This is a genomic window from Streptomyces sp. NPDC002004, from assembly GCF_053593975.1.
The window spans coordinates 1-25,303 of record NZ_JBSFDP010000033.1 but is presented as its reverse complement, the minus strand read 5'-3'; the positions used below and the strand labels follow the sequence as shown (position 1 = coordinate 25,303).

The 25,303-nt window shown below is 71.2% G+C and carries 20 protein-coding genes; 17 read left to right on the top strand and 3 right to left on the bottom strand.

Annotated elements, in window-relative coordinates:
- Positions 1 to 1,063: 1,063 nt before the first annotated feature.
- Positions 1,064 to 4,075, top strand: coding sequence for a BTAD domain-containing putative transcriptional regulator (locus ACWCP6_RS30800; protein WP_450935877.1), 3,012 nt, complete (start codon positions 1,064 to 1,066; stop codon positions 4,073 to 4,075).
- On the opposite strand, the gene ACWCP6_RS30795 is transcribed toward ACWCP6_RS30800, so the two are convergent.
- Complete coding sequence (locus ACWCP6_RS30795) at positions 4,047 to 4,685, bottom strand: DedA family protein (protein WP_450935876.1); 639 nt, start codon at positions 4,683 to 4,685, stop codon at positions 4,047 to 4,049. The two genes, ACWCP6_RS30800 and ACWCP6_RS30795, sit on opposite strands and share 29 nt — an antisense overlap.
- Positions 4,686 to 4,971: 286 nt before the next feature.
- Here ACWCP6_RS30795 and ACWCP6_RS30790 point away from each other — a divergent pair, with 286 nt between their 5' ends.
- From ACWCP6_RS30790 to ACWCP6_RS30720, 15 genes are all read left to right on the top strand, one after another.
- Positions 4,972 to 5,967: an alpha/beta hydrolase gene (locus ACWCP6_RS30790; protein WP_450935875.1), complete on the top strand. Its 996-nt coding sequence runs from the start codon at positions 4,972 to 4,974 to the stop codon at positions 5,965 to 5,967.
- 124 nt (positions 5,968 to 6,091) lie between these two features.
- Positions 6,092 to 7,273 carry an acyltransferase family protein gene (locus ACWCP6_RS30785; RefSeq protein WP_450935874.1) on the top strand — a complete coding sequence of 394 codons (1,182 nt, stop codon included), beginning with the start codon at positions 6,092 to 6,094 and terminating at the stop codon, positions 7,271 to 7,273.
- A 67-nt stretch (positions 7,274 to 7,340) separates the two neighbouring features.
- Entirely contained in the window at positions 7,341 to 8,039 is a 699-nt protein-coding gene (locus ACWCP6_RS30780) for a class I SAM-dependent methyltransferase (RefSeq protein WP_450935873.1), read from the top strand.
- Between the two features lie 98 nt (positions 8,040 to 8,137).
- Positions 8,138 to 9,313: a cytochrome P450 gene (locus ACWCP6_RS30775; RefSeq protein WP_450935872.1), complete on the top strand. Its 1,176-nt coding sequence runs from the start codon at positions 8,138 to 8,140 to the stop codon at positions 9,311 to 9,313.
- An 88-nt stretch (positions 9,314 to 9,401) separates the two neighbouring features.
- Positions 9,402 to 10,946: a tryptophan halogenase family protein gene (locus ACWCP6_RS30770; RefSeq protein ID WP_450935871.1), complete on the top strand. Its 1,545-nt coding sequence runs from the start codon at positions 9,402 to 9,404 to the stop codon at positions 10,944 to 10,946.
- A gap of 92 nt (positions 10,947 to 11,038) precedes the next feature.
- Positions 11,039 to 11,593, top strand: a complete 555-nt coding sequence (locus ACWCP6_RS30765; protein WP_450935870.1) for a flavin reductase family protein — start codon at positions 11,039 to 11,041, stop codon at positions 11,591 to 11,593.
- Positions 11,587 to 12,894: a cation:proton antiporter gene (locus ACWCP6_RS30760; protein WP_450935869.1), complete on the top strand. Its 1,308-nt coding sequence runs from the start codon at positions 11,587 to 11,589 to the stop codon at positions 12,892 to 12,894. Before ACWCP6_RS30765 ends, ACWCP6_RS30760 begins: the two co-directional genes overlap by 7 nt.
- Before the next feature lie 133 nt (positions 12,895 to 13,027).
- The gene (locus ACWCP6_RS30755) at positions 13,028 to 15,559 is read left to right on the top strand and encodes a non-ribosomal peptide synthetase (RefSeq protein WP_450935868.1); all 2,532 of its coding nucleotides are present in this window, start codon (positions 13,028 to 13,030) and stop codon (positions 15,557 to 15,559) included.
- Positions 15,556 to 16,554: a TauD/TfdA family dioxygenase gene (locus ACWCP6_RS30750; RefSeq protein ID WP_450935867.1), complete on the top strand. Its 999-nt coding sequence runs from the start codon at positions 15,556 to 15,558 to the stop codon at positions 16,552 to 16,554. Before ACWCP6_RS30755 ends, ACWCP6_RS30750 begins: the two co-directional genes overlap by 4 nt.
- Before the next feature lie 50 nt (positions 16,555 to 16,604).
- Positions 16,605 to 17,639 (top strand): 2,3-diaminopropionate biosynthesis protein SbnB, encoded by a 1,035-nt coding sequence (gene sbnB, locus ACWCP6_RS30745; RefSeq protein ID WP_450935866.1) that lies wholly within the window; start codon positions 16,605 to 16,607, stop codon positions 17,637 to 17,639.
- An 18-nt stretch (positions 17,640 to 17,657) separates the two neighbouring features.
- Positions 17,658 to 18,653, top strand: a complete 996-nt coding sequence (gene sbnA, locus ACWCP6_RS30740; protein WP_450935865.1) for a 2,3-diaminopropionate biosynthesis protein SbnA — start codon at positions 17,658 to 17,660, stop codon at positions 18,651 to 18,653.
- Positions 18,650 to 18,892, top strand: a complete 243-nt coding sequence (locus ACWCP6_RS30735) for an MbtH family protein (RefSeq protein ID WP_450935864.1) — start codon at positions 18,650 to 18,652, stop codon at positions 18,890 to 18,892. Before sbnA ends, ACWCP6_RS30735 begins: the two co-directional genes overlap by 4 nt.
- Positions 18,889 to 19,878: a TauD/TfdA family dioxygenase gene (locus tag ACWCP6_RS30730; RefSeq protein WP_450935863.1), complete on the top strand. Its 990-nt coding sequence runs from the start codon at positions 18,889 to 18,891 to the stop codon at positions 19,876 to 19,878. Before ACWCP6_RS30735 ends, ACWCP6_RS30730 begins: the two co-directional genes overlap by 4 nt.
- 36 nt (positions 19,879 to 19,914) lie before the next feature.
- Positions 19,915 to 20,877 carry an ATP-binding cassette domain-containing protein gene (locus ACWCP6_RS30725; protein ID WP_450935862.1) on the top strand — a complete coding sequence of 321 codons (963 nt, stop codon included), beginning with the start codon at positions 19,915 to 19,917 and terminating at the stop codon, positions 20,875 to 20,877.
- Positions 20,874 to 21,632: an ABC transporter permease gene (locus tag ACWCP6_RS30720; RefSeq protein ID WP_450935861.1), complete on the top strand. Its 759-nt coding sequence runs from the start codon at positions 20,874 to 20,876 to the stop codon at positions 21,630 to 21,632. The genes ACWCP6_RS30725 and ACWCP6_RS30720 overlap by 4 nt, the downstream gene beginning before the upstream one ends.
- Before the next feature lie 24 nt (positions 21,633 to 21,656).
- Here ACWCP6_RS30720 and ACWCP6_RS30715 read toward each other — a convergent pair whose 3' ends face one another.
- Both ACWCP6_RS30715 and ACWCP6_RS30710 read right to left on the bottom strand, forming a co-directional pair.
- Complete coding sequence (locus tag ACWCP6_RS30715; protein WP_450935860.1) at positions 21,657 to 22,316, bottom strand: response regulator; 660 nt, start codon at positions 22,314 to 22,316, stop codon at positions 21,657 to 21,659.
- Positions 22,313 to 23,662 carry a sensor histidine kinase gene (locus ACWCP6_RS30710; RefSeq protein ID WP_450935859.1) on the bottom strand — a complete coding sequence of 450 codons (1,350 nt, stop codon included), beginning with the start codon at positions 23,660 to 23,662 and terminating at the stop codon, positions 22,313 to 22,315. The genes ACWCP6_RS30715 and ACWCP6_RS30710 overlap by 4 nt, the downstream gene beginning before the upstream one ends.
- A gap of 154 nt (positions 23,663 to 23,816) precedes the next feature.
- Here ACWCP6_RS30710 and ACWCP6_RS30705 point away from each other — a divergent pair.
- A partial coding sequence (locus ACWCP6_RS30705) for an amino acid adenylation domain-containing protein (RefSeq protein ID WP_450935858.1) occupies positions 23,817 to 25,303 on the top strand: 1,487 nt, incomplete at its 3' end.

Here is a 25,303-nt window from a genome sequence, read left to right as displayed (position 1 = left end):
AGGCTCTAGGGTTCAGTCACGCGGTAGCAGGTGCGGGACGAGGGGGGGCTGGTCTGCATGGCCGTCATGGCGAGCCTGTGTGTGGGCGCGTGCGTCGCGCCGACCCGGAGCCACGTGGCCGGAACGCACCGCCCCGGGGTGCAGGCGCCTGGGAGACCTCGTCCCGGTTTCGCCGGAGCCGGGGCCCCCATGGACCGTACGTCGGCCTCGACGGACCGTGCTCCGGCCCCGGAAGTCCTGGGGAGATCCGGCCACTGAATGCCGTCGCAGAGCTTGCGGACATCGCGTTCCGGTTGCCTGCCGTATGTTTGTCCTGCCGCCCACGCGCGGTAATCTGTCGTATTTTACCGCGGCGTCCCTTATAGGGGTGCCGATGGCGAGCGCCGGAAATCGTGAAGGACGCGCCCCGGGCGGGCTGTGATACCGAGACGATAACGACACAAATTTTGGCGCGACTACGTTATGTGTCATCGAATCCGAACCCTGAGAAGCGAGCCTTGGAAGATAATGCAGTTGACCACTGGTGCTATGGCCACCCGTGCAGACCGCGCAACATTCGTCCTGGCCGTCGCTCCCGTATGTGCGGAGCGGACCCGAGAGTCGGTCCGCACCTCCGGCGGTGGACGGAGCGTCTCGTCGAGAGCCTGGCGTGCAGGAATGCCGCCGTCTAACCAGGACTGGATCTGAGGACCGCTCGCCCGGCGACGCATCCGCCGGACCCGGCGCCGGCTCGGCCATCCGCTCGGCGGACGGTTCACCCCGACAGTGGCGGGTCCGTGCCGCGGCATCATCCCGTTTTGTGGACTTTCTGTGAACGGACTCGTTCCGTGCGCATGCATGAAGTGTTGTGCGTCACATTCTGCATCTGGCTGAAACCTTCCGGCGGCGAAGTCCGTGGGTTCTGTAAATAGGAAATAAATTCACCGCTCGTCAGCGGCGCGTTAACTGGTGCGGGGCGGGTGGAACGCACGTCTCCGCTGCGCCTATATTGGCAGTCGGTTGCGAGCCGGATGACTCCGGCTCGGGCGGTACAACGGGGCAAGAAAAATCGGGGGTCAATGGCGTGAATGCCGAGAACGCAGGACAGGAAGAGATAGAGGTAACGTACTCAATTCTCGGGTCGCTGAACGTCATGGCCGGGAACACGCCCGTCGCCGTGAGCGGCCCCCGGCAGCGGACCATCCTCTCCATGCTGGTGCTCGCCTGGGGACGTGTCGTCTCCGTGGACAGCCTGGTCGACGCGGTGTGGGGCGACCGCCCGCCGGCCACGGCACGCACCCAGATAGCGATCTGTGTGGGCGCCCTGCGCAAGGCGTTCAAGCAGGCCGGGGCCGGGGGCGACGTCATCGCGACCGTCCACCCCGGGTACTCCCTGAAGACCGCGCGCAGCGAAACCGACGCGATGCGGTTCTCGGCGCTGGTCGCCCAGGCCGCGGCGAGCACGTCCCGGGGCGAGCCGAACGAGGCGAGCGCGCTGTACCGGAAGGCACTCGACCAGTGGCAGAGCAGCGCCTTCGCCGGGGTGACCGGACGGCGTATCGAGGACGAGGCGACCCGCCTCGACGAGATGCGGCTCGCGGCCTACGAGGCCTGGTCCGAGGTGGAGCTGAGGCTCGGACGCCACCAGGCGCTGATCTCCGAGCTGGCGGCGGTGACACAGGAGTACCCGTTCCACGAGCAGCTGAGGCACCATCTGATGCTCGCCCAGTACCGGGCGGGACGACGGGCCGAGGCCGCCGAGGGATTCCGGTCCTGGCGCAGGCACTTCGTCGGCGAGCTGGGGCTCGAACCCAGCCCGGCCATCCTCGAGCTGCACAGCGCGATCCTGCGGGACGACCCCGATCTGACGCTCTCCGTCGACGTGGCCGACGCGCAGGCCGCGACCCGTCTCGTACCGGCGGAACTCCCGCCGGAGCCCGCGGGTTTCGTCGGCCGCGGCGAGGAACGCACCCTGCTGGACTCCCTCGTCACGGACCGTGGCCCCCAGGTCGCACTGGTCACCGGGGTCGCCGGGGTCGGGAAGACCGGCCTGGTCATGCACTGGGCGCACCAGGTGGCCGAGGAATTCCCCGACGGCCAGCTGTACGCCGACTCCTTCGCGAACGACGCCGAGCAGGGACGTGTCTGCACGCACGCCATGGCCGGGCGCTTTCTGCGCGCGCTCGGACTGCCCGCCGAGCGGATTCCGGCGGACGCGGGCGAGCGGATCTCGTTGTACCGCAGCGTGCTCGCCGATCGCCGCGCCCTGATCATCCTTGACAACGTTTGCACGATGGAGCAGGTGAGGCCGCTGCTGCCGGGCAGCGGGCGCAGCCGGGTCGTCGTCATCGGCAGAAAGCACCTGGCCGCGGACCACGACGTCGTGCAGATCCGGCTCGGGCTGATGCCGGGGGCGCAGGCCCAGGAACTGGTCCGGCAGATCGCGCGGACCTCGCCGTTACCCCGTCGCGACGGAGGCTTTCCGGACCGGGGCGACGGCGCAGCCATGCACGAGCTGGTCCGTCTGTGCGGCGGGCTCCCGCTTGCGCTGCGCATCGCGGCGGGGCGTCTCGCCTCCAAGCCGCACTGGTCCGTGGAACACCTGGTGCACCGGCTCTCCGACGAGCACCGCCGCCTCGACGAACTCAGCCTCGGTGGTCTCGAGGTCCGCGCCAGCTTCGCCCTCACCTACCGGGCCCTCTCGCACGAGGCGGCCCGGATGTACCGCCTGCTCGGCCTGCTCGACGTTCCCGACTTCGCCGCCTGGGTCGGCGGTGCGCTCCTCGGCATCCCGCCGGGCGAGGCGGAGGACGTCATGGAACAGCTCGTCGACGCCCACTTCCTGACCGTGTCCGGCACCGACGCCACCGGCACCCTCCGGTACCGGTTCCACGACCTGCTGCGGCTCTACGCCCGTGACCGCGCCGAGTCGGACATCCCCCGGAACGAGCGTGACGCCGCCCTCACGAGAGCCTTCCGCGGATTCCTGACCCTGGCCGACGAGGGCCATCGACGCGAGTACGGCGGGGACTTCGCCATCGTCCACGGCACCACACCGCGCGAGCGGGACCTCCTCCCCGACGCCGTCGTCGACGGCCTTCTGCACACACCGCTCGACTGGTACGAGGCGGAGCGCGCATCGCTCGTCGCCGTCGTCGCCCAGGCCTGCGACCTCGGACAGGATGAGCTGGCCTGGGAGTTGGTGATGTGCAGCGTCGTGCTCTTCGAGACGCGCAGCCACCACGACGACTGGCGGTACGTCAGCGAGCGGGCGCTCGAGGCGACGCAGAAGGCGGGCAACCGGCGCGGCGAGGCCGCCATGTGCTTCGAGCTCGCCTCGGTCGAGATGTTCCAGCAGCGCTTCGACCTGGCCGTTCCGCTCTTCCGCTCGGCCCTGCGCCTCTTCGACCGGGTGCAGGACACGCACGGGCGGGCGCTGACCCTGCGGAACATGGCGATCGTCGAACGGGTCCAGGGCGATCTGCGGTCCGCGATGGACCTCCTCAAGGAGGCGCGGGCCACCTTCCGTTCCGTCGGTGACCTGTCCGCGGAGGCCCACGCGCTCAACCAGATGGCCCAGATCGAACTGGAGTGGCAGGACCCGGACACCGCGGTGCGGCTCTCGCTGGAGGCCGTGCGCATCGCCGGCCGCCTCGGGGAGACCCGCGGCGGCGCCCAGGCCTATCACCGGCTGGCCGGTGCCTATGTGGCGCGGCAGCAGTACGCCGAGGCCGAGGACGCGTACGGCCGCGTGCTGCGGATGGTGCGCCGCAAGGGCGACACCCGGGGCGAGGCGTACGCCCTCCTGGGACTGGGGGAGAGCCGCCTCGCCGCCGGCCACCCGGCCGATGCCGAGGGCGATCTGCTCGATGCGCTTCAGCTGGCGCAGCGAGGCGTCGACCTCTCGCTGCTCGCACGGACGAATCTGGCGCTCGGCAGATGCTTCGAGCGGCTGGACCGGCCCACGCAGGCCGCCCAGTACCTGCGGGTGGCGGTGAGCATGTACCACCAGTTCGGCTCCGTTTCCGGGGAGAGGGAGGCGGCCGATGAGCTCGCCCGGATGACGTTCAGTCGGACGACCGGACTGCGCTGCTGAGTTCGGACGGCCGCACCGCGCCGCCGAGTCCGGACGCCCGGACAACGGCGGGCGACGGCCGGTGGCTGCGGCGGCGCACCCACTGCGCCGCCGTGGCCACGACGGCCGCGAGCAGTGAGACCGCGGGCCCGATGAGCAGCGGCGCCAGACCGTCCGATGTGAACGAGCCGCCCAGATAACCGAGTCCGGTGGTGCAGGAGACGAAGAGCGACTCGGCGATCACCGCTGCAAGCAGGTAGTGGCGCAGCGGGAGGTCGACGACGCCCGCGGTGAGTCCCCCGACGCCCCGGCCCGCAGGGACGAACCGCACGGCGATCAGGGAGGCGATGCCGTGCCGCCGGAGGCTGCCGACGGTCCGCTCCAGGGTGCGCCGCCGCAGACCGTCGCGCGAGAGCCAGCCGATCGCGCGGTCGCGGGAGCGGCGGCCCAGCCAGAAGACCGCCATGTCGCCGAGGACGGTGCTGACGAGCAGGGTGACGACGAGGACCGGCACGCTCAGCCTGCCGGCGGCGGCGAGGGCACCGGCCGCGGCCAGCAGCGCCGAGTTGGGCACCATCGGAGGCAGCGTCACCAGGACCAGCAGTGCGTAGAGACCATGAGTGCCGCTCACGAAGGACCACCTCCTCTGGACGTACTGTTCCGGGCCGCGTTCGGCAGCGGGCATGCCGAGGCTGACAGGCGCCGACGGCGGATCGCAAGGCGGTCCGGACCGTGACGGGGAGAATCCTCAGCGAGGCGGACCGGGGTTACGACCTCAGGCGTAGCACCCCCTACTTGAGAGCTAGAGGCGAAGTGCACTCCTGAGCGTGATCCGGACGGCGGGCGGCCGTCCCTAGTCTGATCTGCAGATCTTCGGCACGACATCCCCAACGGAGAACACGAGGAAAGGAGCCGCCATGCGGGCTGCTCGGCTCAGGCGCGGGCTGCTGATGGCCGCGGTCGCGGGCTCCATCGTGGCGTCGGTCACGGCGGCCGCGCAGTCCCTCACCCCGGGCACCCCCCGCGCCCCGCACCTGCCCGCGGTCCGGGCCGCGGACCTGGACGGGCGTTACGCGGCGAACCGGCGCTTCATCCTCGAGTCCGAGCGCGCCGCGCGGCGCCTGCACGACACCGGACGGGCCCGTGCGCTGGGCAGGTTGGCACGGCCCGGGCGGCAGTTCCTCTCCTTCAGCCCCGTCGGCGACGGACAGGCCGTGGAGGTGCTCGGGAACCTCGCCCGGGCCGACCGGATATCCGTGATCGTGCCGGGCTCCGACACCACCGTCGACACCTTCGACCAACTCGGCACCACCTATGCCTCGTTGAACGGCGGGGCGCGGGCGCTGTACGCCGAGGAGCGGCGGCTGGCCCCGAAGAAGCACATCGCCGTCGTCGCCTGGTACGGCTACCACGCGCCGCGCACCATGAGCCGCGACATCGCCGTCGCCGGCCGCGCCGATGATGGCGGCCGCCGCCTGAGGAGCCTCCTCGCCACCCTGCACCGGGTCGACCCCGGGGCTCCGGTCGCGATGCTCTGCCACTCCTACGGCTCCGTGGTGTGCGGAAAGGCCCTGCGCGGCATGGACGCCGACGCCGCGTACGCCCCCTCGGACGCGGTGGTGTTCGGCAGCCCCGGACTGGGCGTGAACTCCCGGGCCGAGCTGCACACCCGGATACCCCTGTGGGCGGGCCGGGGAGCGACGGACTGGATCACCCGGGTCCCGAACGTCAGCGTCGACGTGATGGGCGAACGCATCGGCTTCGGTGCCGATCCCGTGTCCCCGTCCTTCGGCGCCAGGCACTTCCCGGCAGGGCTCCTGGGGCACAGCGACTATCTGCGGCCCGGAGGCCTCGCCCTGAAGAACATCGCCCGTATCGCGCTCGGTCGCGGATCGGAGGTCACCCGTGACTGACCTGCAGATCCCTCCCGCTCCCCGGGCCGACCGCCCCACCGACGTCCCCGACCGGGGACGGGCAGTAAACCCCCGGCTGCCCCGCCCCGGTCGGCGGACCCTCTCACAGCGGGTCCACGAGGCCGTGCTCCGTATCGACGCGGCGACCCCGGCCGGCCGTGACCGCGCGGTCGACACCCTCCGCGTCCTGGCCATCACCGGCGTGGTGCTCGGACACTGGCTGGTCAGCGGCATCGTCCTCCAGGCCGGCGGACACCTCGTCGGCGACAGCCCGCTGCACCACATGCCCGGCCTCGCGCCCGTGTCCTGGGTGCTGCAGCCGCTCGCCGTGTTCTTCTTCGTCGGCGGCCGCGTCGCCGCCCGCAGCCACGCCGCGGCCCGCGCCGCCGGAACCGGCTACCGGGCCTGGCTCGGGCGGCGCATGGCCCGGCTGCTGCGCCCCGTCGGTGCGCTCGCCGCCACCTGGGGTCTGGTCTGGGCCGGGCTGGTCGCCGGCGGCGTCGCGCACGAGACCATCCACACCCTCATGTGGCTGGCCCTCTCCCCGCTGTGGTTCCTCGCGGTGTACGCGGCCCTGACCGCCGTCACACCACTGGTGTACCGGCACGGGCTGCGCACCGCCGTCGCAGCGGGCCTGGTCGTGGCCTGCCTCGACGGGGCGCGCGCCGTGTTCGGGGACGACGGCGCGGCGGGTACGCTCCGGCTGCTGAACGTCCCCGCGGGCTGGCTGGTCCCCTACGCCCTCGGCGCGGCCTGGGCCTGCGGACACTTCGCGCGCCGTCGGCAGGCGGCGGCCCTGCTGGTCGGCGGGGCCTGCGCCATGGCCGTGCTCGTCCTGTGGTGCGGCTACCCCGCGAGCATGGTCGGGGTGCCCGATGCCACCCTCTCCAACCTCGACCCGCCGTCGGCCGCGGCCGTCGCCTTCGGGCTGGCCCAGTGCGGCGGGGCCCTGCTGCTCACCGGACCCCTGCGGCGCCTCACGGGACAGCCCGGCACGGAGGCGTCACGGAGCCGACGGCCCGGAGCCCGCCGTGCCGGGCCCGCCCAGTTCCTCTGGGCCGCGGTGGCGCTGCTGAACATGTCCGCCATCACGGTCTTCCTCTGGCACCAGACGGCGATGATGGCGACCACGCTCGTCCCGCTCGGCCTCGGGAAGTTCCTCACCGGTCTCCACACGAGCCCCGACAGCGCCTCCTGGGTCGTCGCACGGCTCGCATGGATTCCGGTCTTCGCCGCCGTCCTGCTGCTGTTCCTGACGGCCTTGCGCGGCCGTGGGACCCCGGGCAGGACCTCCACCGGGCGATAGAGGCGTGATATCGCGCCGCCCTACCATCCGCCGAATCACCGTCCCCCCACCCCGCATTGGAGTAGCCATGGCCGTGCTCGACGTCGACTACATCAGCCGCCTCTACGTGAAGTTCGAGAGCGACCTGGGCAAGGTGCGTGACGCCCAGCGCAGCTACCTCGCCGAGCGCGGAAAGGCGATGAAGCCGCAACTCGACGACTTCGAGGCGGAGATCACGTATCTGCTGCTCCGGGAGCTGCGGCCCGAGACAGTCGTCGAGATCGGCACCTTCTACGGGTGGTCCACCCGCTGGATCCTGAGCGCCCTGCGCGACAACGGCACCGGCCACCTCCACTCCTTCGACATCGTCGACAACGTCGTGAAGAACGTCGACGGCGAACTCTCCCGCGGCCGCTGGACCTTCACCCAGGGCGACGTCCGGGAGAACCTGGCCAAGGTGCCCGACGACACCGGCTACCTCTTCATCGACGCCGACCACGGCGCGCGCTTCGCCCACTGGTACATAGACAACCTGTTCCCGGCCGTCCCCGCGCGGACGCCCACCAGCGTGCACGACGTCTTCCACGGGCGGCGGCCCAAGCCGCTGAGCGAGGGGTCCGTCATCATCAAGTGGCTCGAGCAGCAGGGCATCACTTACTTCACCCCGTCCACCGCCAAGGCGCCGGAAGTCACCGAGCAGCTCGGCCAGGTGAAGAAGGAACTGGGGCTGGACACCCCGGTGCGCACCAGCCGCCACAACCCGATGATCTTCTTCGACCTGCCGTAGCCCGTAGCCGTAGCCGCTGCGACGGCGACTTTCGAGGCGACACCCGCGCGTCGACTCCGCGGCGGTCCGCGCGCCCAGCGACGAGCACCGAGGTTCCGATGTCCGACCAGTTCCAGATCGCCGTCCCGAACGCGGACGGCAGCGACGCACTCTTCCACTGGCTGCGCACCATGCGGGAGGAGCATCCGGTGTGGCAGGAGGGCGACGGGCCCTACCACGTCTTCCGCTACGCCGACGTGCAGCGGGTCGTGTCCGACCCGAAGACCTTCTCCAACGACGCCAGCCGCGTCATGCGGCATCTGAAGCCGCTGACGGTGGGGAACATCAACTCGATGGACCCGCCGGAGCACGGAAAGCTGCGCCGGCTGGTGAGCCAGGCGTTCACCCACCGGACGGTGTCCGAGCTGCGGCCGCGCATCGAATCCGTGACCCGTGGGCTCATCGACGAGATCGTGGACGAGCGGTTCGACCTGGTCGACGCGCTCACGTATCCGCTGCCGGTGATCGTGATCAGCGAACTCCTCGGCATTCCCGCCGAGGACCGCAAGCTCTTCCGCGGATGGGCCGACGGGTTCATCGACCTCGGCGAGCAGTCGATCCCCCCGGACCGTTTCGTCGCCGCCTTCCAGGAGGCGACCCGGGAGATGGACGACTACCTCCTCGACCACGTGCGGCGGCGCCGCGTCGCCCCCCGGGATGACCTGATCAGCAGGCTGGCGGTCGCCGAGGTGGACGGCGAGCGGCTCACCGACGACGAAGTCGTCAAGTTCTCCGGGATCCTCTTCCTGACCGGTCACCTCACCGCGACCCTGCTGATCGGCAACGCCGTGCAGCTGCTCGACGCGCACCCGCGGGCCTGGGCCGAACTCCGCGCCGACCGCACCCTCGTCCCCTCCGCCGTCGAGGAAGTCCTGCGCCTGCGCTCGCCCTTCACGACCGTCAGCCGGGTGACGGTCACCGACGTCGAGGTCGGCGGCCGGCTGATCCCGGCCGACAGCATGGTGACGCCCTGGGTGATCTCCGCCAATCATGACGAGACGCAATTCCCGGACGCCGGCGCCTTCGACATTCGGCGCACTCCGAACCGGCACATCGCCTTCGGTCATGGCGGACATTTCTGCGTCGGTGCGCCGCTCGCCAGGATGGAAGCGGATATTGCGCTCAATGCCCTGATGGACCGGTTCTCCGAGGTCACCGTCGACCCCGAAGCGCGGCCCGCCTATCACGCCCGGGGAATGTACGGGGCGAAAAGCCTCCCAGTGCTCGCTCAATAACGAGACAAAAACTCGCCTTCCTAGTCTCTCCCGTGGATCGACCCGGCCGGCACGGTGGGGTGTCATTCATCGACACGGGAGACACGGCGTGATCAATCGAGTTGTCATTGTAGGCGGCGGCACCGCCGGGTGGATGAGCGCCACCTATCTGAAGGCGGCTTTCGGCGATCGGGTGGATGTCACCCTGATCGAATCGGACAAGGTCTCGACCATCGGTGTCGGAGAAGCGACCTTCAGCACCGTCCGGCATTTCTTCGACTATCTCGGCCTGGACGAGCGCGAATGGATGCCGCACTGCGCCGGCGGGTACAAGCTCGGCATCCGCTTCGAGAACTGGCGCGGAAAGGGGCACCACTTCTACCACCCCTTCGAGCGGCTGCGGACCTCCGACGGCTTCACCCTCGCCGACTGGTGGCTCCAGATGGGCGACCGCAGTGAGCCCTTCGACCGGTCCTGCTACGTCACCACGGCCCTGTGCGAGGCCCAGCGCTCGCCGCGGATGCTCGACGGCTCCCTCTTCGCCAGTGGCCTCGACGACTCGCTCGGCCGCTCCACCCTGGAGGAGCAGCGCGCCCAGTTCCCCTACGCCTACCACTTCGACGCGGGCCTCCTCGCGCAGTTCCTGACCAAGTACGGAACGGACCGCGGGGTCCACCACGTGGTCGACGACGTGGTCGACGTGGCCCGCGACGAGCGCGGCTGGATCACCCACGTCACCACTCGTGAGCGCGGCGACATCTCCGGTGACCTCTTCATCGACTGCACCGGATTCCGCGGCCTGCTCATCAACAAGACCCTGGACGAGCCCTTCGAGTCGTTCGAGGACGTGCTGCCGAACAACCGGGCCGTCGCCCTGCGCGTGCCGCAGCCGGACCAGGCCGAAAAGGGAATGAACCCCTACACCACGGCGACCGCCATGGACGCGGGCTGGATCTGGACCATTCCGCTGTTCGGCCGCCACGGCAACGGTTACGTGTATTCCGACGAGTTCTGCACCCCGGAGGAGGCCGAGCGCACTCTGCGGGAATTCGCCGCCCCCGGCCAGGACGACCTCGAGGCCAACCACATCCGGATGCGCATCGGCCGCAACCAGCGTTCCTGGGTCAACAACTGTGTCGCCATCGGACTGTCCAGCGCCTTCGTCGAGCCGCTGGAATCCACCGGGATCTTCTTCATCCAGCACGGTATCGAGCAGCTCGTGAAGAACTTCCCCGACGAGCGCTGGGACCCCGCCCTTGCGGACGACTACAACCAGCGAGTCGCCCGGGTGCTCGACGGCGTCAAGGAATTCCTCGTCCTGCACTACCGCGCGGCGCAGCGCAACGACACCCCGTACTGGCAGGCGACCAAGACGCGGGCCCTCCCCGACGGCCTGGCCGAGCGGCTCGAGACCGCCGCCTCGCACCTGCTCGACGAGCGCACCATCTACCCCTGGTACCACGGCTTCGAGGAGTACTCGTGGATCACGATGCTGCTCGGACTCGGTCATGAGCCGGCCGCGGCACGCCCGGCGCTCGCCCATATCGACCCCAGCGGTGCCCGCGCGGAGTTCGCGGCGCTCCAGGCCGATGCCCAGCAGCTCGTGAAGGGCCTGCCCAGCTGCTACGAGTACCTCGCGTCCATCAACAAGTAACGGGTGAACCAGGTTCCACTGCCGCCGGCGTCCGCCCCCCCACCGGGGGCGGAGGCCGGTTTCCGACCGATGGATGTGGAGGATGACGTCGCATGGCAGGCCTGCCCACTACCCGATCCGTCCCGCCCGCAGCGGACGCAGGGGTGGACCCCGGCTGCTTCCGCTCGCTGATGAGCGCCTTTCCCACCGGAGTGGCGATCGTCACGACGTACGGGGCGGACGGCCGTCCGCGCGGACTGACGTGCACTTCGCTCTCCAGCGTCACCACCGCCCCGCCGACCCTCTCCGTCTGCCTCACGTCGCGGGGCGAGAGCCTCCTGGCGCTGCGTGAGCACGGCGCGTTCGCGGTGAACCTCCTGCACGAACAGGGGCGGCAGACGGCCGAGGCCTTCGCACGTCCCGTCGCGGACCGCTTCGGGCAGACCGAGTGGCGGCCCTCGCCCGGCGCCGGACTGCCCTGGCTGACGTCGGCGGCGTTCGCAGTGGCCGAGTGCCGGGTGGTCCATCTCATCGAAGTCGGCGACCACACCGCGGTGTTCGGCGAGGTCACCGGGGTCGTGCAGGACCCGGGGATCCCCCTTCTCTACGGGGAGCGCCGCTTCTCGTCCTGGTCGCAGCTTTCCCACCCGCAGGAGCCGTCGTGCTGAGCACTCTCCACGAGCTGGTCACCGTCGATGTGATGGCCCGCTTCCTTCTGGCCGTGGCAGCCGTCATCCTGCTCAGCCATCTGCTGGGCGCCTTGCTCGGCCGGCTCGGACAGCCGCTGGTCGTCGGTGAGATCCTCGGCGGGCTGCTGCTCGGGCCTTCCGTGCTCGGCTGGCTCTGGCCCTCCGGCCAGAAGTGGCTGTTCGCCCCCGATGTCACCTCGACGCTCGGTATGGCGGCCCAGCTGGGACTGATCGTCTTCATGTTCCTGCTCGGCTGCGAACTACGGGTCGACAGTCTGCGTGAGCGCCGTTCCGCCCTCGGGGGCATCGTCGTCGGCGGCATGGGCCTTCCGTTCCTGACCGGGCTCGGCATCGCGGCCGCCGCCCCGGGGCTGCTCAAGGGCTCCGTACCGCAGTACGCCGCCTACCTCTGCTACTTCGGGCTCGCCATGTCGATCACCGCGCTGCCGGTCCTGGCGCGGATGCTCACCGACATGCGCATGGACCGGACGCCCCTCGGACAGGTCGCCCTGGCCGCGGCGGCGATGGGGGACGGTGTCGCCTGGCTCGCCCTCACCGTGATCCTCGCGGTGACCGGCACGGGCGGCGCGGGCAGCATCGCCGCCACCTTCGGGCTCACCGTGGCGCTCGTCGCGGTCACCGCCTTCGTCGTCCGTCCGCTCCTCGCGGCGGCCGTGCGGCCTGCGTCGCGGCGGGCGGGCACGGAGCGGCTGCTGCCGATGCTGCTGGTCGGCGCCCTCGCCTACGCGGTGATCACCCAGGTCCTCGGACTGCACCCGGTGATCGGGGCCTTCCTGTTCGGCACCGCCGTTCCGCGCGGCTCGGCGGTGACCGAACGGATCGCCCAGCAGTTGCAGGGCTTCACCCTGACCATCCTGCTGCCGCTGTTCTTCGCCGGTGTGGGCCTCAACGTCTCCGTGCGGACACTGGGCCTCAACCCCTGGCACTGGCTCCTGTTCGCCGGCGTGATCGTCGGCGCGACGGTGGCCAAGCTCGTCGGGGCGGGCGGCGCCGCCAGGCTGACCGGACTCAGCGCCTCCGAGTCGATGCGCTTCGGGACGCTGATGAACTGCCGTGGGGTCACCGAGCTGGTGATCGCGGGCATCGGCTGGGAGCGGCATCTCATCAGCACCACGGGACTGACGATGCTCGTCCTGATGGCGCTGGTCACGACGGCCATGACCGGGCCGCTGATGAGGCGACTCGGGGTGCCCGTGCGCCGGGACGAGGAGCCGGAGCCGGACGTGCGGACCCCCGTCGAAGTGCCGGCACGGCAATGAATTCGAAGTATCGCCGCCTCTTTCCGGTGCGATACCTGGCCAATAAGTGACCCGCCTACCGTCCTCATCGCTTTGTGGAAATGCAGTGATCGAAGTTCAGCATTCGAATCCTTGGGCCCAGGGAGGCAGAGGCGTGACGGCTGAAGACCGTGAGTTCTGGCGCGGAGTGCTGTCCGGCAGCCGGTACACCCCGGTGCCCCGGTGGTCGCGCGGGACGGGCACCCCCGCCGTCCTGCGCGCGCCCCTCCCGCAGGAGACGGCCGAGGCGCTGGAGCGCGAGGCCGGGCGACGGGAACTCTCCCCCGACACGCTGCTGCTGGCCGCGTACGTCAAGGTGCTCACCGTGCTCACCGGCGACCCGACCGTGGTGGCCGGGTGCCTGCCCGACCGGCTGCCCCTGGCCGTGACCGTCGCCGACGGCACCTGGTCCGGTCTCGTCGCCGAGACCGCCCGTACGACGGCCGCGGCGCGGAGCCACGGTCCGCACGCCCTGGACGCCCTGCGCGCCGAAGGCGCCGACACCGGCCCCCTCTTCGACGCGGTGTGGGTCGACGGCCGCGCACCGCAACCGCAGGACCTGGACGCCTCCACCGTCCTCGCGGTCGGTCTCGACCGCGGGACGGACGTCTGGGAGCTCGGTCTCGCCCACCGCCCCGACGTCCACGACACCGCCCACGCGTCCCGTGTCGCGGGCTATGTGCTCGCCGCCCTGCACACCCTGGCGACGGGCCCCGACAGCGCCCACCACGAGTGGAGCCCGCTCTCGCCCGACGAGGCCGCGGAGCAGCTCGCCGCCATGGCGGGCCCCCACCGCGACCTCCCCGCCCTGCGCGTCCACCAGCTCGTCGAGGAGCAGGCCCGCAAGCGCCCCGACGCCGTCGCGGCGGTCCACGACGGGGAGTCCTGGACGTACCGCGAACTCGACGAGCACGCCAACCGTGTCGCCCACGCGCTGCGCCGAACAGGCCTGCGGGACGAGGGCGTCGTCGCGGTCGTGACCGAGCGGAACCTGCACTGGCCGGCCGCCGTGCTCGGCGTCCTCAAGGCGGGCGGTGTGTACCTCCCGGTGGAACCGCACTTCCCGGCCGACCGCATCGCCGACATGCTGCGGCGCAGCGACTGCCGCCACGTCCTGACCGACGACGGCGCCTCACCGCACCTCGACGAGGCGCTGCGCAGCCTCGACGGCCTGCGCACCGACGACATCGCCACCCTGCTCGCCGGGGACGACCCGGTCACCGACCCCGGTGTCGCCGTCGCCGCCGACCAGCCGGCCTACATCTACTTCACCTCCGGCTCCACGGGCGCCCCCAAGGGCGCGATGTGCGAGCATGCCGGATTCCTCAACCATCTCCTCGCCAAGATCGAGGACCTGGACATCGGCGAGGGCCGTGTCGTCGCGCAGACGGCGCCCCAGTGCTTCGACATCTCCCTGTGGCAGCTGCTCGCCGCGCTCGCCGTCGGCGGCCGCACACTCGTCGTGGGGCAGCAGGACATCCTGGACTCGGCGCGCTTCGTCGACCTGCTGGAGGCCGCCGGCGTCGAGGTGTTCCAGGCGGTGCCCTCCTACCTCGAAGTCCTCCTCACCGAGCTGGAGCGCAACCCCCGCGCCCTGCCGCGGCTGCGCCATGTGTCCGTGACCGGCGAAGCGCTCAAGAAGGAGCTGGTGGAGCGCTGGTTCGGCGTCTTCCCGCAGGTCGCCCTGGTGAACGCCTACGGGCTGACCGAGACCTCCGACGACACCAACCACGCCGTTCTGCGGGGCGTACCGGACCAGCCGTCGGTGCCGCTGGGCCGCGCCGTGGCCAATGTGCGCATCCATGTCGTCGACGAGCGCCTGCGCCTGGTCCCGCTCGGCTCGCCCGGCGAGATCGCCTTCTCCGGTGTCTGCGTGGGCCGCGGCTACGTCAACGACCCGGAACGGACCGGCGCCGCCTTCGTGTCCGACCCGTACGACCCCGGACGGCGCCTGTACCGGTCGGGCGACTTCGGCCGCTGGCTGCCCGACGGCAACCTGGAGTTCCTGGGGCGCCGCGACGCACAGGTGAAGATCCGGGGCTTCCGCATCGAGATCGGCGAGGTGGAGAACCGCCTCCTCGGGATCCCGGGCGTACGGGACAGTGCCGTCGTCGTGACCGGCGAGGGGGACGGGCGGCGGCTCGCCGCCTTCTGCACGGGATACCCGGACACCCCCGAGGCCCTCAGGCAGGCACTCGCCGAGAAGCTGCCCGCCTATCTGATGCCCGGCGACCTGTACATCGTCGAGTCGCTGCCGCTGACCGGCAACGGCAAGACCGACCGCAAGGCCCTGACCCGTCTCGCCGAAGCGGACGGTGCCGCCGACGCGGCAGGCGCCGCCCCGCGCACCGACACCGAGCGCAGGCTGGCCGCCCTGTGGGCCGAGGAGTTCAAGGTCCCGGTGGAGCGGATCAGCCGCTCGTCCCGGTTCTTCGACAGCGGTGGCACCTCGCTGTCCCTGCTGCGCCTGGCGATCGCCCTGGACCGGCTGCTCACACCGGCCGAACTCAAGAGCCATCCGGTCCTCGCCGACTGCGCCGCCCTGCTCGACCGCAAGGCCGCCGAGGCCGTCCCCGAACGACCCGCAGAATCCACCGATTCCGCCGTACCCGCCGATTCCGCCGATTCCAGGAGGGCGGTCAGTTGACGGCCACCACCGACACCGCAGCAGGACAGGCACTGCCCGACGGGGCCGAGGTCGTCCTCGCCCCGGGCCGTACCCCGGTCCTCGAACTGCCCGAACGGTCCACGGGCCTGCCGGCCGACGCGGTGCGCACCCTCGTCGCCCGGCACGGAGCGCTCCTGGTCCGCGGCCTCGGCCTGCGCGCACCCGCCGACCTGGCCGACGCGGCACGCGCCCTCGGCGTGCGTCCGACGACCGAGCGCGAGGGCTTCACCGGCCGGAGCGACCTCGGCGACGGCGTCCACGGCTCCTCGCAGTGGCCGGCCGACGAACCCATGTGCATGCACCACGAGCTGAGCTACGCCGCACAGGTGCCCGGCATCGCCCTCTTCGGCTGCCTGACCGCGCCCGGGCAGGGCGGCGCCACCGCCGTCGCGGACGCCGCCCGGGTGCTCCAGGAACTCCCCGCCGAACTGGTCGACCGCTTCGAACGCGAGGGCTGGGTGCTCGCCCGCAGCTACGGCGAAGTGGGCATGAGCTGGCCCGAGGCGTTCGGCACCGAGGACCGGCAACGGGTCGACGCCTACTGCCGCGAGCACGCCATCGAGCACACCTGGCAGCCGGACGGCACCCTGCGCACCCGGCAGCACCGCTCCGCGGTCGTACGCCACCCGGCCACCGGCGAGCGGCTCTGGTTCAACCAGATCGCCTTCCTCAACGAGCTGACCCTCGACCCGGCGATCCGCGAGTACCTGATCTCGCTGTACGGGCCCGGCGCACTGCCGTTCACCACGTACTACGGCTCGGGCGAGCCCGTCCCCGCCGAGGTCGTGGCCACCATCAACGACGTGTACACGGCACAGACGATGCGCGAGCCGTGGCAGGCGGGCGACCTGCTCGTCGTCGACAACCTGCGGATGGCGCACAGCAGGGAGGCGTACGAGGGCGAGCGCGACATCGTCGTCGTCCTCGGCGACCCGGTGCGTCTCGACGACCACGTCCGCACCCCGGACGCCTGAGCCGCATCCGCGTGCCGACCCCGAACCCACACCCCTCGCTGGAGCTGTCCATGTCCCACACCCCTGTGGCGCCCTCGTTCTCCGTCATCCCAGGAGCGCAGGTCCACGCGGTCCTCGAGGGCCGTCACCAGGACGTCATCGACCTGATCGAGGCCGCGTACCGCCTGCACGGCGAGGGCGCGACCGTCAATCCGCCGTCGTACTTCCTGCGCTTCCCGGACCGGCCCTCGTCGCGGATCATCGCCCTGCCGGCCTCCGTCGGCGGCGAGAAGCCCACCCACGGCCTGAAGTGGATCTCCAGCTTCCCGGAGAACGTGGACGCGGGCATCCCGCGCGCCTCCGCCGTCCTCATCCTCAACGACCCGGACACCGGCTACCCGCTGGCCTGCCTGGAGAGCTCCATCATCAGCGCCGCCCGCACGGCGGCATCGGCCGCGCTCGCCGCGGACCGGCTGACCGACGGACGCGGACGCCCGAGGAGGATCGGCTTCTTCGGCGCCGGCCTCATCGCGCGCTACATCCACACCTATCTCGCCGGAGCCGGCTGGGACTTCGACGAGACCGGCGTGCACGACCTGTCGGCGGAACACGCCGCGGGCTTCGCCGGCCATCTGGAGGGGACGGGCCGGGCGGGCCGGATCACCGTCCACGACAGCGCCGAGGAACTCATCCGCACTTCCGACCTGGTGGTCTTCGCGACCGTCGCCGGAACGCCGCACGTCACCGAGCCCGGCTGGTTCGACCACAACCCCGTCGTCCTGCACGTCTCCCTGCGGGACCTCGCACCGGAGGTCGTGCTCGGCGCCACCAACATCGTCGACGACGTGGACCACTGCCTCAAGGCGAACACCTCGCTCCACCTCGCCGAACAGCAGGTCGGACACCGGGACTTCGTCCACGGCACCCTCTACGACGTCCTGTCCGGGAAGCTCACCCCGCCCGCCGACCGGCCGCTGATCTTCTCGCCGTTCGGCCTCGGCGTGCTCGACCTGGCACTCGGCCGGCACGTCCACGACTCCGTGCAGGCCTCCGGCGCCCTCCAGGTCGTCGACGACTTCTTCCACGACATGCGCCGCTACGGCTGAGAAGGGAGGGCGGACGTCGTGCCCACGATTTCAACTCCCCTCGAATTCAATGTGAACGACCTGTACGTCGACCTGGGCCCCTCGCTGGGGATGCCGCTCCACCTCAAGTGCGAGGGCTTCAACTTCAGCGGGTCCATCAAGCAGAAGGCCGCCCTGGAGATGGTGGAGGCGGCCGAACGGGACGGGGTGCTCACACCCGGCTCCGTGATCGTCGAGTCCTCGTCGGGCAACCTCGGTGTCGCGCTCAGCGTCATCGCGGCCAGCAAGGGCTACCGCTTCGTCTGTGTGACGGACTCCCGGTGCAACCTGGCGGCCAAACGCCTGATGGAGGCCCTGGGCGCCGTCGTGCACACCATCACCGAGCCCGCCGCCGAGGGCGGCTTCCTCGCCGCGCGACTCGCCCACGTACGCGAGCTGTGCGAACAGGACCGCCGCCATGTGTGGCTCAACCAGTACGTGAACAACGCCAACTGGCGGGCCCACCACCGCACCACCGCACCGGCGATCGACCGGAGCTTCCCCGGGCTCGACGTGCTCTTCGTGGGCGCCGGCACCACCGGCACCCTGATGGGCTGCGCCCGCTGGTACAAGGAGCACCGGCCGGGCGTACGCATCGTCGCCGTGGACAGCGTCGGGTCCGTCACCTTCGGACACCCGCCCGAGCCGCGGATGATCCCGGGCCTGGGCTCCGGGGTCCGTCCGCAGCTCCTCGACGAGTCCTTCGTCGACGACGTGGTGCTCGTGGAGGAACCCGACACCGTCCGGATGTGCCACCGGCTCGCCGGCAGCGGCTTCCTGTTCGGCGGGTCCACGGGAACGGTCGTCAGCGGCGCCGCCCAGTGGCTCGACCGGCAGCCGGCGCGGCCCGACCGGACCGCCGTGGCCATCTCCCCGGACCTCGGCGAGCGCTACCTCGACACCGTCTACCAGACCAACTGGGTCGAGGGCGTCTACGGACACGACGTCCTCGAAGCCGCCCCGCCCGCTTACGACACACGAGAGGCAATGCGATGAGCAACCCGTTCGAAGACGCCGACGGACAGTACCTGGCACTGGTCAACGACGAGGGCCAGTACTCGCTGTGGCCCGCGGACATGGACATACCGGAGGGCTGGACGGCGGCCGCACCCGCTGCGGGCCGTGCGCAGACCCTCGACCTGATCAACCGTGAGTGGACCGACATGCGTCCGCTCAGCCTGGTCCGCGCGATGGACGGGGCCGCAGACGCTGAGCAGGGGGCGGCGGCCCGATGACCACGGCCCTCGACCCCGGTTCGAAGACGCGGTCCGTCACCCTCCGGCCCGAGGACACCGCGCAGGCGGACGACACGGCCCGCCGTCTGATGGCCACCGGCGGCGCCCGGATCGACGACCCGGCCTGGGTCGACGCGGCCCGCGCCCTGTGGCCCGGTCTGCCCGCCGCGGTCCGCGACCCGCTGCGCGACTTCCGCCGCGACTCGGGCCCCAGCGGCGTACTCCTGCTGCGCGGACTCCCGGTGGACGAGCCGATGCTGCCCGCCACCCCCGACACCGCCGACGCGGTGCAGCGGGAGGCGGCCGTCCCCGCCGCCCTCCTCACGATGATCGCCTGCGCGCTCGGCGACCCGGCCGCCTACCGGCCCGAGAAGACGGGCGCCCTGGTCCAGGACGTCGTCCCGGTCCGCGGCAGGGAGGAGTTCCAGGGCAACGCCGGATCGGTGCTGCTGACCTTCCACAACGAGAACGCCTTCCACCCGCACCGGCCCGACTTCGTCATGCTGCTGTGCCTGCGCCCCGACCACGACGGCGTCGCGGGCCTGCGCACCGCGGGCATCCGCGAAGCGCTGCCCCTGCTGAGCGAGGAGAGCCGCGCCGCACTCGGCCGGCCCGAGTTCCGCACGGCGCCGCCTCCGTCCTTCGGCAGCCCCGGCGGCGCCGGCGGTCCGCAGCCCCGCCCGGTGCTCGACGGCGCCGCCGACGACCCCGACCTGTGCGTCGACTTCTCGGCCACCGAACCCCTCACGCCCCGCGCCCGCGAGGCCCTGGCCGAACTCGGCGGCGTCTTCGAGCGGATCGCGCACACCACGGTGCTCCGCGCGGGCGACCTCGCCGTCGTCGACAACCGGGTCACCACACACGGGCGCTCCGCGTTCCGGCCCCGCTACGACGGCCAGGACCGCTGGCTCCAGCGCACCTTCGTCCTCACCGACCTGCGCCGTTCCCGCGGCTTCCGCCCGGGCGACGGATATGTCCTTGACTGACGCCCCACCGCAATCCGATGAGAGGACCTGGTCCGCATGACCGCAGCCATCCGGATCGAGGATCTGGAGAAGAGCTTCGGCGCCACCGCGGCGATCCGCGGAGTAAGCCTCGAGGTGCCGGCCGGCACCGTCCTCGGGCTGCTCGGGCCCAACGGCGCGGGTAAGACCACGCTGGTGAAGATGGTGTCCACGCTGATCAGGCCGGACCGCGGACGCATCCTGGTGCACGGCCACGACGTGGTGCGCGAGGCGGACCGGGTCCGGCCCCTGATCGGCCTGACCGGGCAGTACGCCTCGGTCGACGAGGACATCTCCGGCTGGGAGAACCTGTACCTCATCTCCCGCCTCTTCGGGCTTCCCCGCCGCCGCGCCCGGGTCAGGGCCGACGAGATGCTCGAACGCTTCAGCCTCGCCGAGGCCGGGAGGCGGGCCGTCGGCGGCTACTCGGGCGGTATGCGGCGGCGGCTCGACCTGGCGGCCAGCCTTGCGGGCGATCCCAGGATCCTCGTCCTCGACGAGCCGACCACCGGCCTCGACCCGCACAGCCGCAACGGTCTGTGGGCCGAGGTGCGCAGGCTTGCCGACCAGGGCACCACCGTCCTGCTCACCACGCAGTACATGGAGGAGGCCGAGGCCCTGGCCGACGCCGCCGTGGTGATCGACAGGGGCCGGGTGATCGCCTCCGGCAGCACCGACGAGCTGCGCGGACGGATCGGCGGCCGGACACTGCGCATCCGGCCACGGGAACCGGGCGATCTGGAGCGCGTCCGCAAGACCCTCGTCAGCGCCGGACACACCGTGGCGGCCGAGGACACGGAGCACGGCGAGATCCAGCTGCCGCTGGCCGAACAGGGGCAGCAGCTCATCGACGTCGTGAAGACCCTGGGAGACGCGGACATCCCGCTGACCTCGCTCGACACCCATGTGCCCAGCCTCGACGAGGTATTCCTCCAGCTGACCGGGCCCGAGGCGGCACGAGCCGCAAGGAGCAGCGCATGACGACGTTGGCGCGCCACACGATGGCGTTCTCCCGACGCAATCTCCGCAAGTCCCTGGCGAGCCCCGGCCAGGTCCTCGACACCGCACTGATGCCGATCGTCCTGGCGCTGATCTTCATCTACGCCTTCGGCGGCGCCATCGTCGGCAACAGCTCCGACTACCGGCAGTACCTGATGCCCGGCATCATGGCCCTGAACCACACCATCGTCTCCAGGACTTCGGGCATCGCGCTCAACACCGACTTCACATCGGGCGTGATGGACCGCTACCGGTCCATGCCGGTGGCCCGGTCCGCCGCGCTCATCGGCCGCGTCGCGGCCGATTCGGTGCGGCTTCTCGTCGGCCAGCTGGTGATCTTCGCCTTCGCGCTCGCCATCGGTTTCCGCACCCGGACGGGCATCGCGGCGACGGTGGCGGCCTTCGCGGTCCTGCTCCTCTACGGGATCGCGCTGTGCTGGCTCAACGCGTTCATCGGCCTCGCCGCGCGGAGCATCGAGACGGTGCAGAGCGTCAGCATGATCGCGATGCTGCCGCTGCAGTTCGGCAGCTCCGTCTTCGTGCGGCCGGACACCATGCCGAGCTGGCTGCGGACCTTCGTCGAGCACAATCCCATGACCATGGTCGTGGACGCCGCACGCAATCTGATGATCGGCGGGCCCGTCGCCCAGCCCGTCACGGGTGCCCTGCTGTGGACCGCCGGCCTGATGGCCGTGTTCGTCCCCCTGTCGGTCTGGAAGTACCGGACCCACAGCTGAGACCCGGGGCCAGGGGGCGACGGGTCAGTCGCCCGCGACGACGAGCCCGCTCTCGTACGCATAGACCGCGGCCTGCGTCCGGTCGCGCAGCCCCAGCTTCACCAGGAGCCTGCTGACGTGCGACTTCACCGTCTGCTCGGTGATCACGAGTTCGGCCGCTATCTCCGCGTTCGACAGGCCCTGCGCGATCAGGCAGAGCACCTGGGTCTCGCGCTCCGTCAGGTCCGACACCCTGGACTTGCGTGGCGGCCTGGGCGCCCCCAGCCGGGAGAACTCCTCGATCAGGCGCATCGTCACCGTCGGCGCGAGCAGGGCCCCGCCGCCGGCCACCGTCCGTACGGCGTCGGCGAGCTGATGCGCCGACGAGTCCTTGAGCAGGAACCCGCTGGCGCCGGACTGAAGGGCCTCGTAGACGTACTCGTCGAGATCGAAGGTGGTCAGCACGAGCACCTTGGTGCCGCTGTCGCCCGCCGTGATCCGGCGGGTCGCGGCGAGGCCGTCGAGGACCGGCATCCGGACGTCCATCAGGACGACGGCCGGCTTCAGCTCGGCGACCCGCCGCACGGCCTCCTCGCCGTTGACGGCCTCCCCGACGACCCGGATGTCCGGCTGTGCGTTGAGCACGATGCGGAAGCTCTCCCGGATCAGGGTCTGGTCGTCGGCGATCAACACCTCGATGGTCATGCGTTCTCGCTCTCGCTCTCACCGGTGGGCAGCGTCGCCGCCACCTCGTACCAACCGTCGTCCCGCAGCCCGTGCGTGAGGGTGCCGCCGAGCAGGGCGGCCCGCTCCTGCATTCCGATCAGGCCGTGTCCCGCCCCGGACTGCCGCCTGACGGGCGCCGCGGCCGGACTGTTCACGACCCTGATGCCGAGGCTGCCGGGCCGGTAGGCGAGACCGATGTCGACCTCGGCACCCGGTGCGTGACGCAGCACATTGCTCAGCGCCTCCTGGACGATCCGGAACGCGGACAGCTCCACGCGCTGCGCCAGCCGGCGCGGCTCACCCGAGACCGACGTCGTCATGTGCAGCCCCGCACTGCGGACGTTCGCGACCAGGTCGCCGATGTCGTCCAGGGTCGGCTGGGGGGCGTAACGGCTCTCCGAACCGCGGGAGCCCGACGCGTCGGGCGGCGGCTCCAGGGTGTCGGAGCGCAGCATGCCCAGGATGTGCCGCAGTTCCGTGAGGGCGGAGAGCGCATTGGCGCGGATGCTCGCAAAGCTCTCGGTGAGCTCCTGCGGCGGTGCACTCACCTTGTACGGGGCGGCCTCCGCCTGGACCGCGACGACGGACATGTGGTGGGCGACGACGTCGTGCAGCTCACGGGCGATACGGGTGCGCTCCTCGAGCAGGGCGCGTCGCGATCGCTCGAACTCGGTGAGGTTCTCCTGCTGCTTCAGCAGCCGCCGGTCCTCGCTGCGGCCGCGCAGGGTCCGGACCGCGAGCAGGCCGACCCCGGTGAGCAGGGCGAGGGCGGGAAGATTGGTGTCGACGGACGGCGGCTGCACCGTCAGCGTGAGCACGGTGCCGGTCAGCACGGTCAGCACCCACAGCGGCACGGCCAGCGGAGCCGGTGTCTGCGCGGCGGCCAGCAGCGTCACGGCGACATGGGCGAGCAGGCCCATCTCGGTCCAGGGCCAGGGATCCCCGGGCGACAGGCTGCCCTGCGCCGACGCGGTGAGTGCCGCACAGCCCAGCCCGGCGAGGAGCGACAGCCACCAGGCGGGCAGGGGACGGATCAGGGCGAGCGGGACGGGTATCGCCTGCAGGACGGCGACGGCCGCGGCCCAGCCCCAGGGCAACTGGAGCCGCCCGACCAGCACCTGCGTTCCGTTGACGGCGAGGAAGCATCCCGCGAACACCGCGACGACGGCCGGCAGATGACGCGGAATCCGGGAGTTCTCACCGGATAAGTAGGGGGTGCGCGGCGGACCCCAGGAGAACAGCTCCCGGAGCGCCTCACCGGCCGGGGACACGACGGTGCGCCGCTCCCCGGAGAGGTGCTGGGCAGGGCTCCTGCGACCGGACATCACCCGACGATCGTACGTGAGCCCGTCGCGGCGGCCCGGTGGCCACCGGCCGGGCCGGGCCGCGAAACGGCTTCAATAGCGCACTGAAATCAGGGCTTCCTAGCCTGCGCGTCGGTGGTGTGCCGCACTCTTGCCGAAGCACAAGGAGTTCCCGATGAATGGTCAGACGGCCCAGGCCCAGGCGCAGGCGCGGTGGCAGGGGACGCAGCGGCCTGCTGCCGCTGTCCCGCTGCCCGAGCTCTTCGAGAACCAGGTGCGGCGCACCCCTGACGCCCCGGCACTCGCCTGGCACGGACAACACCTCGACTACCGGGAGTTGAACGAGCGCGTCAACCGGCTGGCGCGGCTGCTCATCGCGGAGGGCGCAGGACCCGAGCGGATCGTCGCGGTCCTGGTACCGCGCTCCGTCGACCTGGTGGTCTCCCTCCTCGCGGTGGCCAAGACCGGCGCCGCCTACCTTCCGCTGGACACCGAATACCCCGCGGAACGCGTCGCCTTCATGCTGTCCGACGCCGAACCGGCCTGCCTGATCAGCACATCGGACGCCGGCCACCCCGCGGCGGACTTCGCGGGCCGGACCGTGCTGCTGGACGACGCGACCGTGCAGGAGCGGATCGCACGGGCCGCGGTCAGCGACCCGCGGGACGCCGACCGGCTCGCCCCGCTGCACACCGCGTGCCCCGCCTACGTCATCTACACCTCCGGTTCGACCGGCACGCCCAAGGCGGTCGTCATCGAACACCGGGCCCTCGCCGACTACCTCACCTGGTCGCAGCGCACCTACCCGAGCGTGCGCGGCACGTCGCTGTGGCACTCGTCGGTCTCCTTCGACATGACCGTCACCTCGCTGTTCGCACCGCTGGTGTCCGGCGGCCGGGTCCTGGTGAGCGCGCTGGAGGAGGACGCCCCCGGCGAGACCCCGCACTGCACCTTCCTCAAGGCCACCCCGAGCCATCTGCCGCTCCTCGACGTCCTCCCGGAGGGCTTCTCGCCCACCGAGGAACTGATGCTCGGCGGCGAGGCCCTCATCGGGTCCGTGCTCGACGAGTGGCGCCGGCGCCACCCGGCGGCCACGGTCCTCAACGTGTACGGCCCGACCGAAGTGACCGTCAACGCGGCCGAGTTCCGCCTGGAGCCCGGCGAGCCGACACCCGAGGGCGTCCTGCCGCTCGGCCGTCTGATGGACAACGCGCGCGGCTACGTCCTGGACGCGCGGCTGCGCCCGGTCGACGTGGGCGAGCCCGGCGAGCTCTACATCGCCGGTCCTGGTCTGGCGCGTGGGTATCTGGGGCGTGCGGGGCTGACGTCGGAGCGTTTTGTGGCGGATCCGTTCGGGGTGCCGGGGGGCCGGATGTACCGGACGGGGGATCTGGCGCGGTGGCGTGCGGACGGGCAGCTGGAGTTCCTCGGCCGCACCGACCACCAGGTGAAGGTGCGCGGACACCGCATCGAACTGGGGGAGATCGAGTCCGCGCTGATGCAGGACCCCGCCGTCTCCCGCGCGGTGGTGCTCGTCCGTGAGGACCGGGCCGGGGACCAGCGGATCGTCGCCTATGTGACGGCGGTGGGTGGGTGTGTGGTCGATGGTGGGGTGTTGCGGGGTCGGGTGGCGGAGGTGTTGCCGGGTTATATGGTCCCGGC

Bases quoted from the DNA above. Each gene is read 5' to 3' on its own strand.
- ACWCP6_RS30790 (WP_450935875.1), top strand. From the start codon at position 4,972: ATGCGGGCTGCTCGGCTCAGGCGCGGGCTGCTGATGGCCGCGGTCGCG.
- ACWCP6_RS30780 (WP_450935873.1), top strand. From the start codon at position 7,341: ATGGCCGTGCTCGACGTCGACTACATCAGCCGCCTCTACGTGAAGTTC.
- ACWCP6_RS30775 (WP_450935872.1), top strand. From the start codon at position 8,138: ATGTCCGACCAGTTCCAGATCGCCGTCCCGAACGCGGACGGCAGCGAC.
- ACWCP6_RS30765 (WP_450935870.1), top strand. From the start codon at position 11,039: ATGGCAGGCCTGCCCACTACCCGATCCGTCCCGCCCGCAGCGGACGCA.
- sbnB (WP_450935866.1), top strand. From the start codon at position 16,605: ATGTCCCACACCCCTGTGGCGCCCTCGTTCTCCGTCATCCCAGGAGCG.
- ACWCP6_RS30735 (WP_450935864.1), top strand. From the start codon at position 18,650: ATGAGCAACCCGTTCGAAGACGCCGACGGACAGTACCTGGCACTGGTC.
- ACWCP6_RS30730 (WP_450935863.1), top strand. From the start codon at position 18,889: ATGACCACGGCCCTCGACCCCGGTTCGAAGACGCGGTCCGTCACCCTC.
- ACWCP6_RS30725 (WP_450935862.1), top strand. From the start codon at position 19,915: ATGACCGCAGCCATCCGGATCGAGGATCTGGAGAAGAGCTTCGGCGCC.
- ACWCP6_RS30720 (WP_450935861.1), top strand. From the start codon at position 20,874: ATGACGACGTTGGCGCGCCACACGATGGCGTTCTCCCGACGCAATCTC.
- ACWCP6_RS30715 (WP_450935860.1), bottom strand. From the start codon at position 22,316: ATGACCATCGAGGTGTTGATCGCCGACGACCAGACCCTGATCCGGGAG.
- ACWCP6_RS30710 (WP_450935859.1), bottom strand. From the start codon at position 23,662: ATGTCCGGTCGCAGGAGCCCTGCCCAGCACCTCTCCGGGGAGCGGCGC.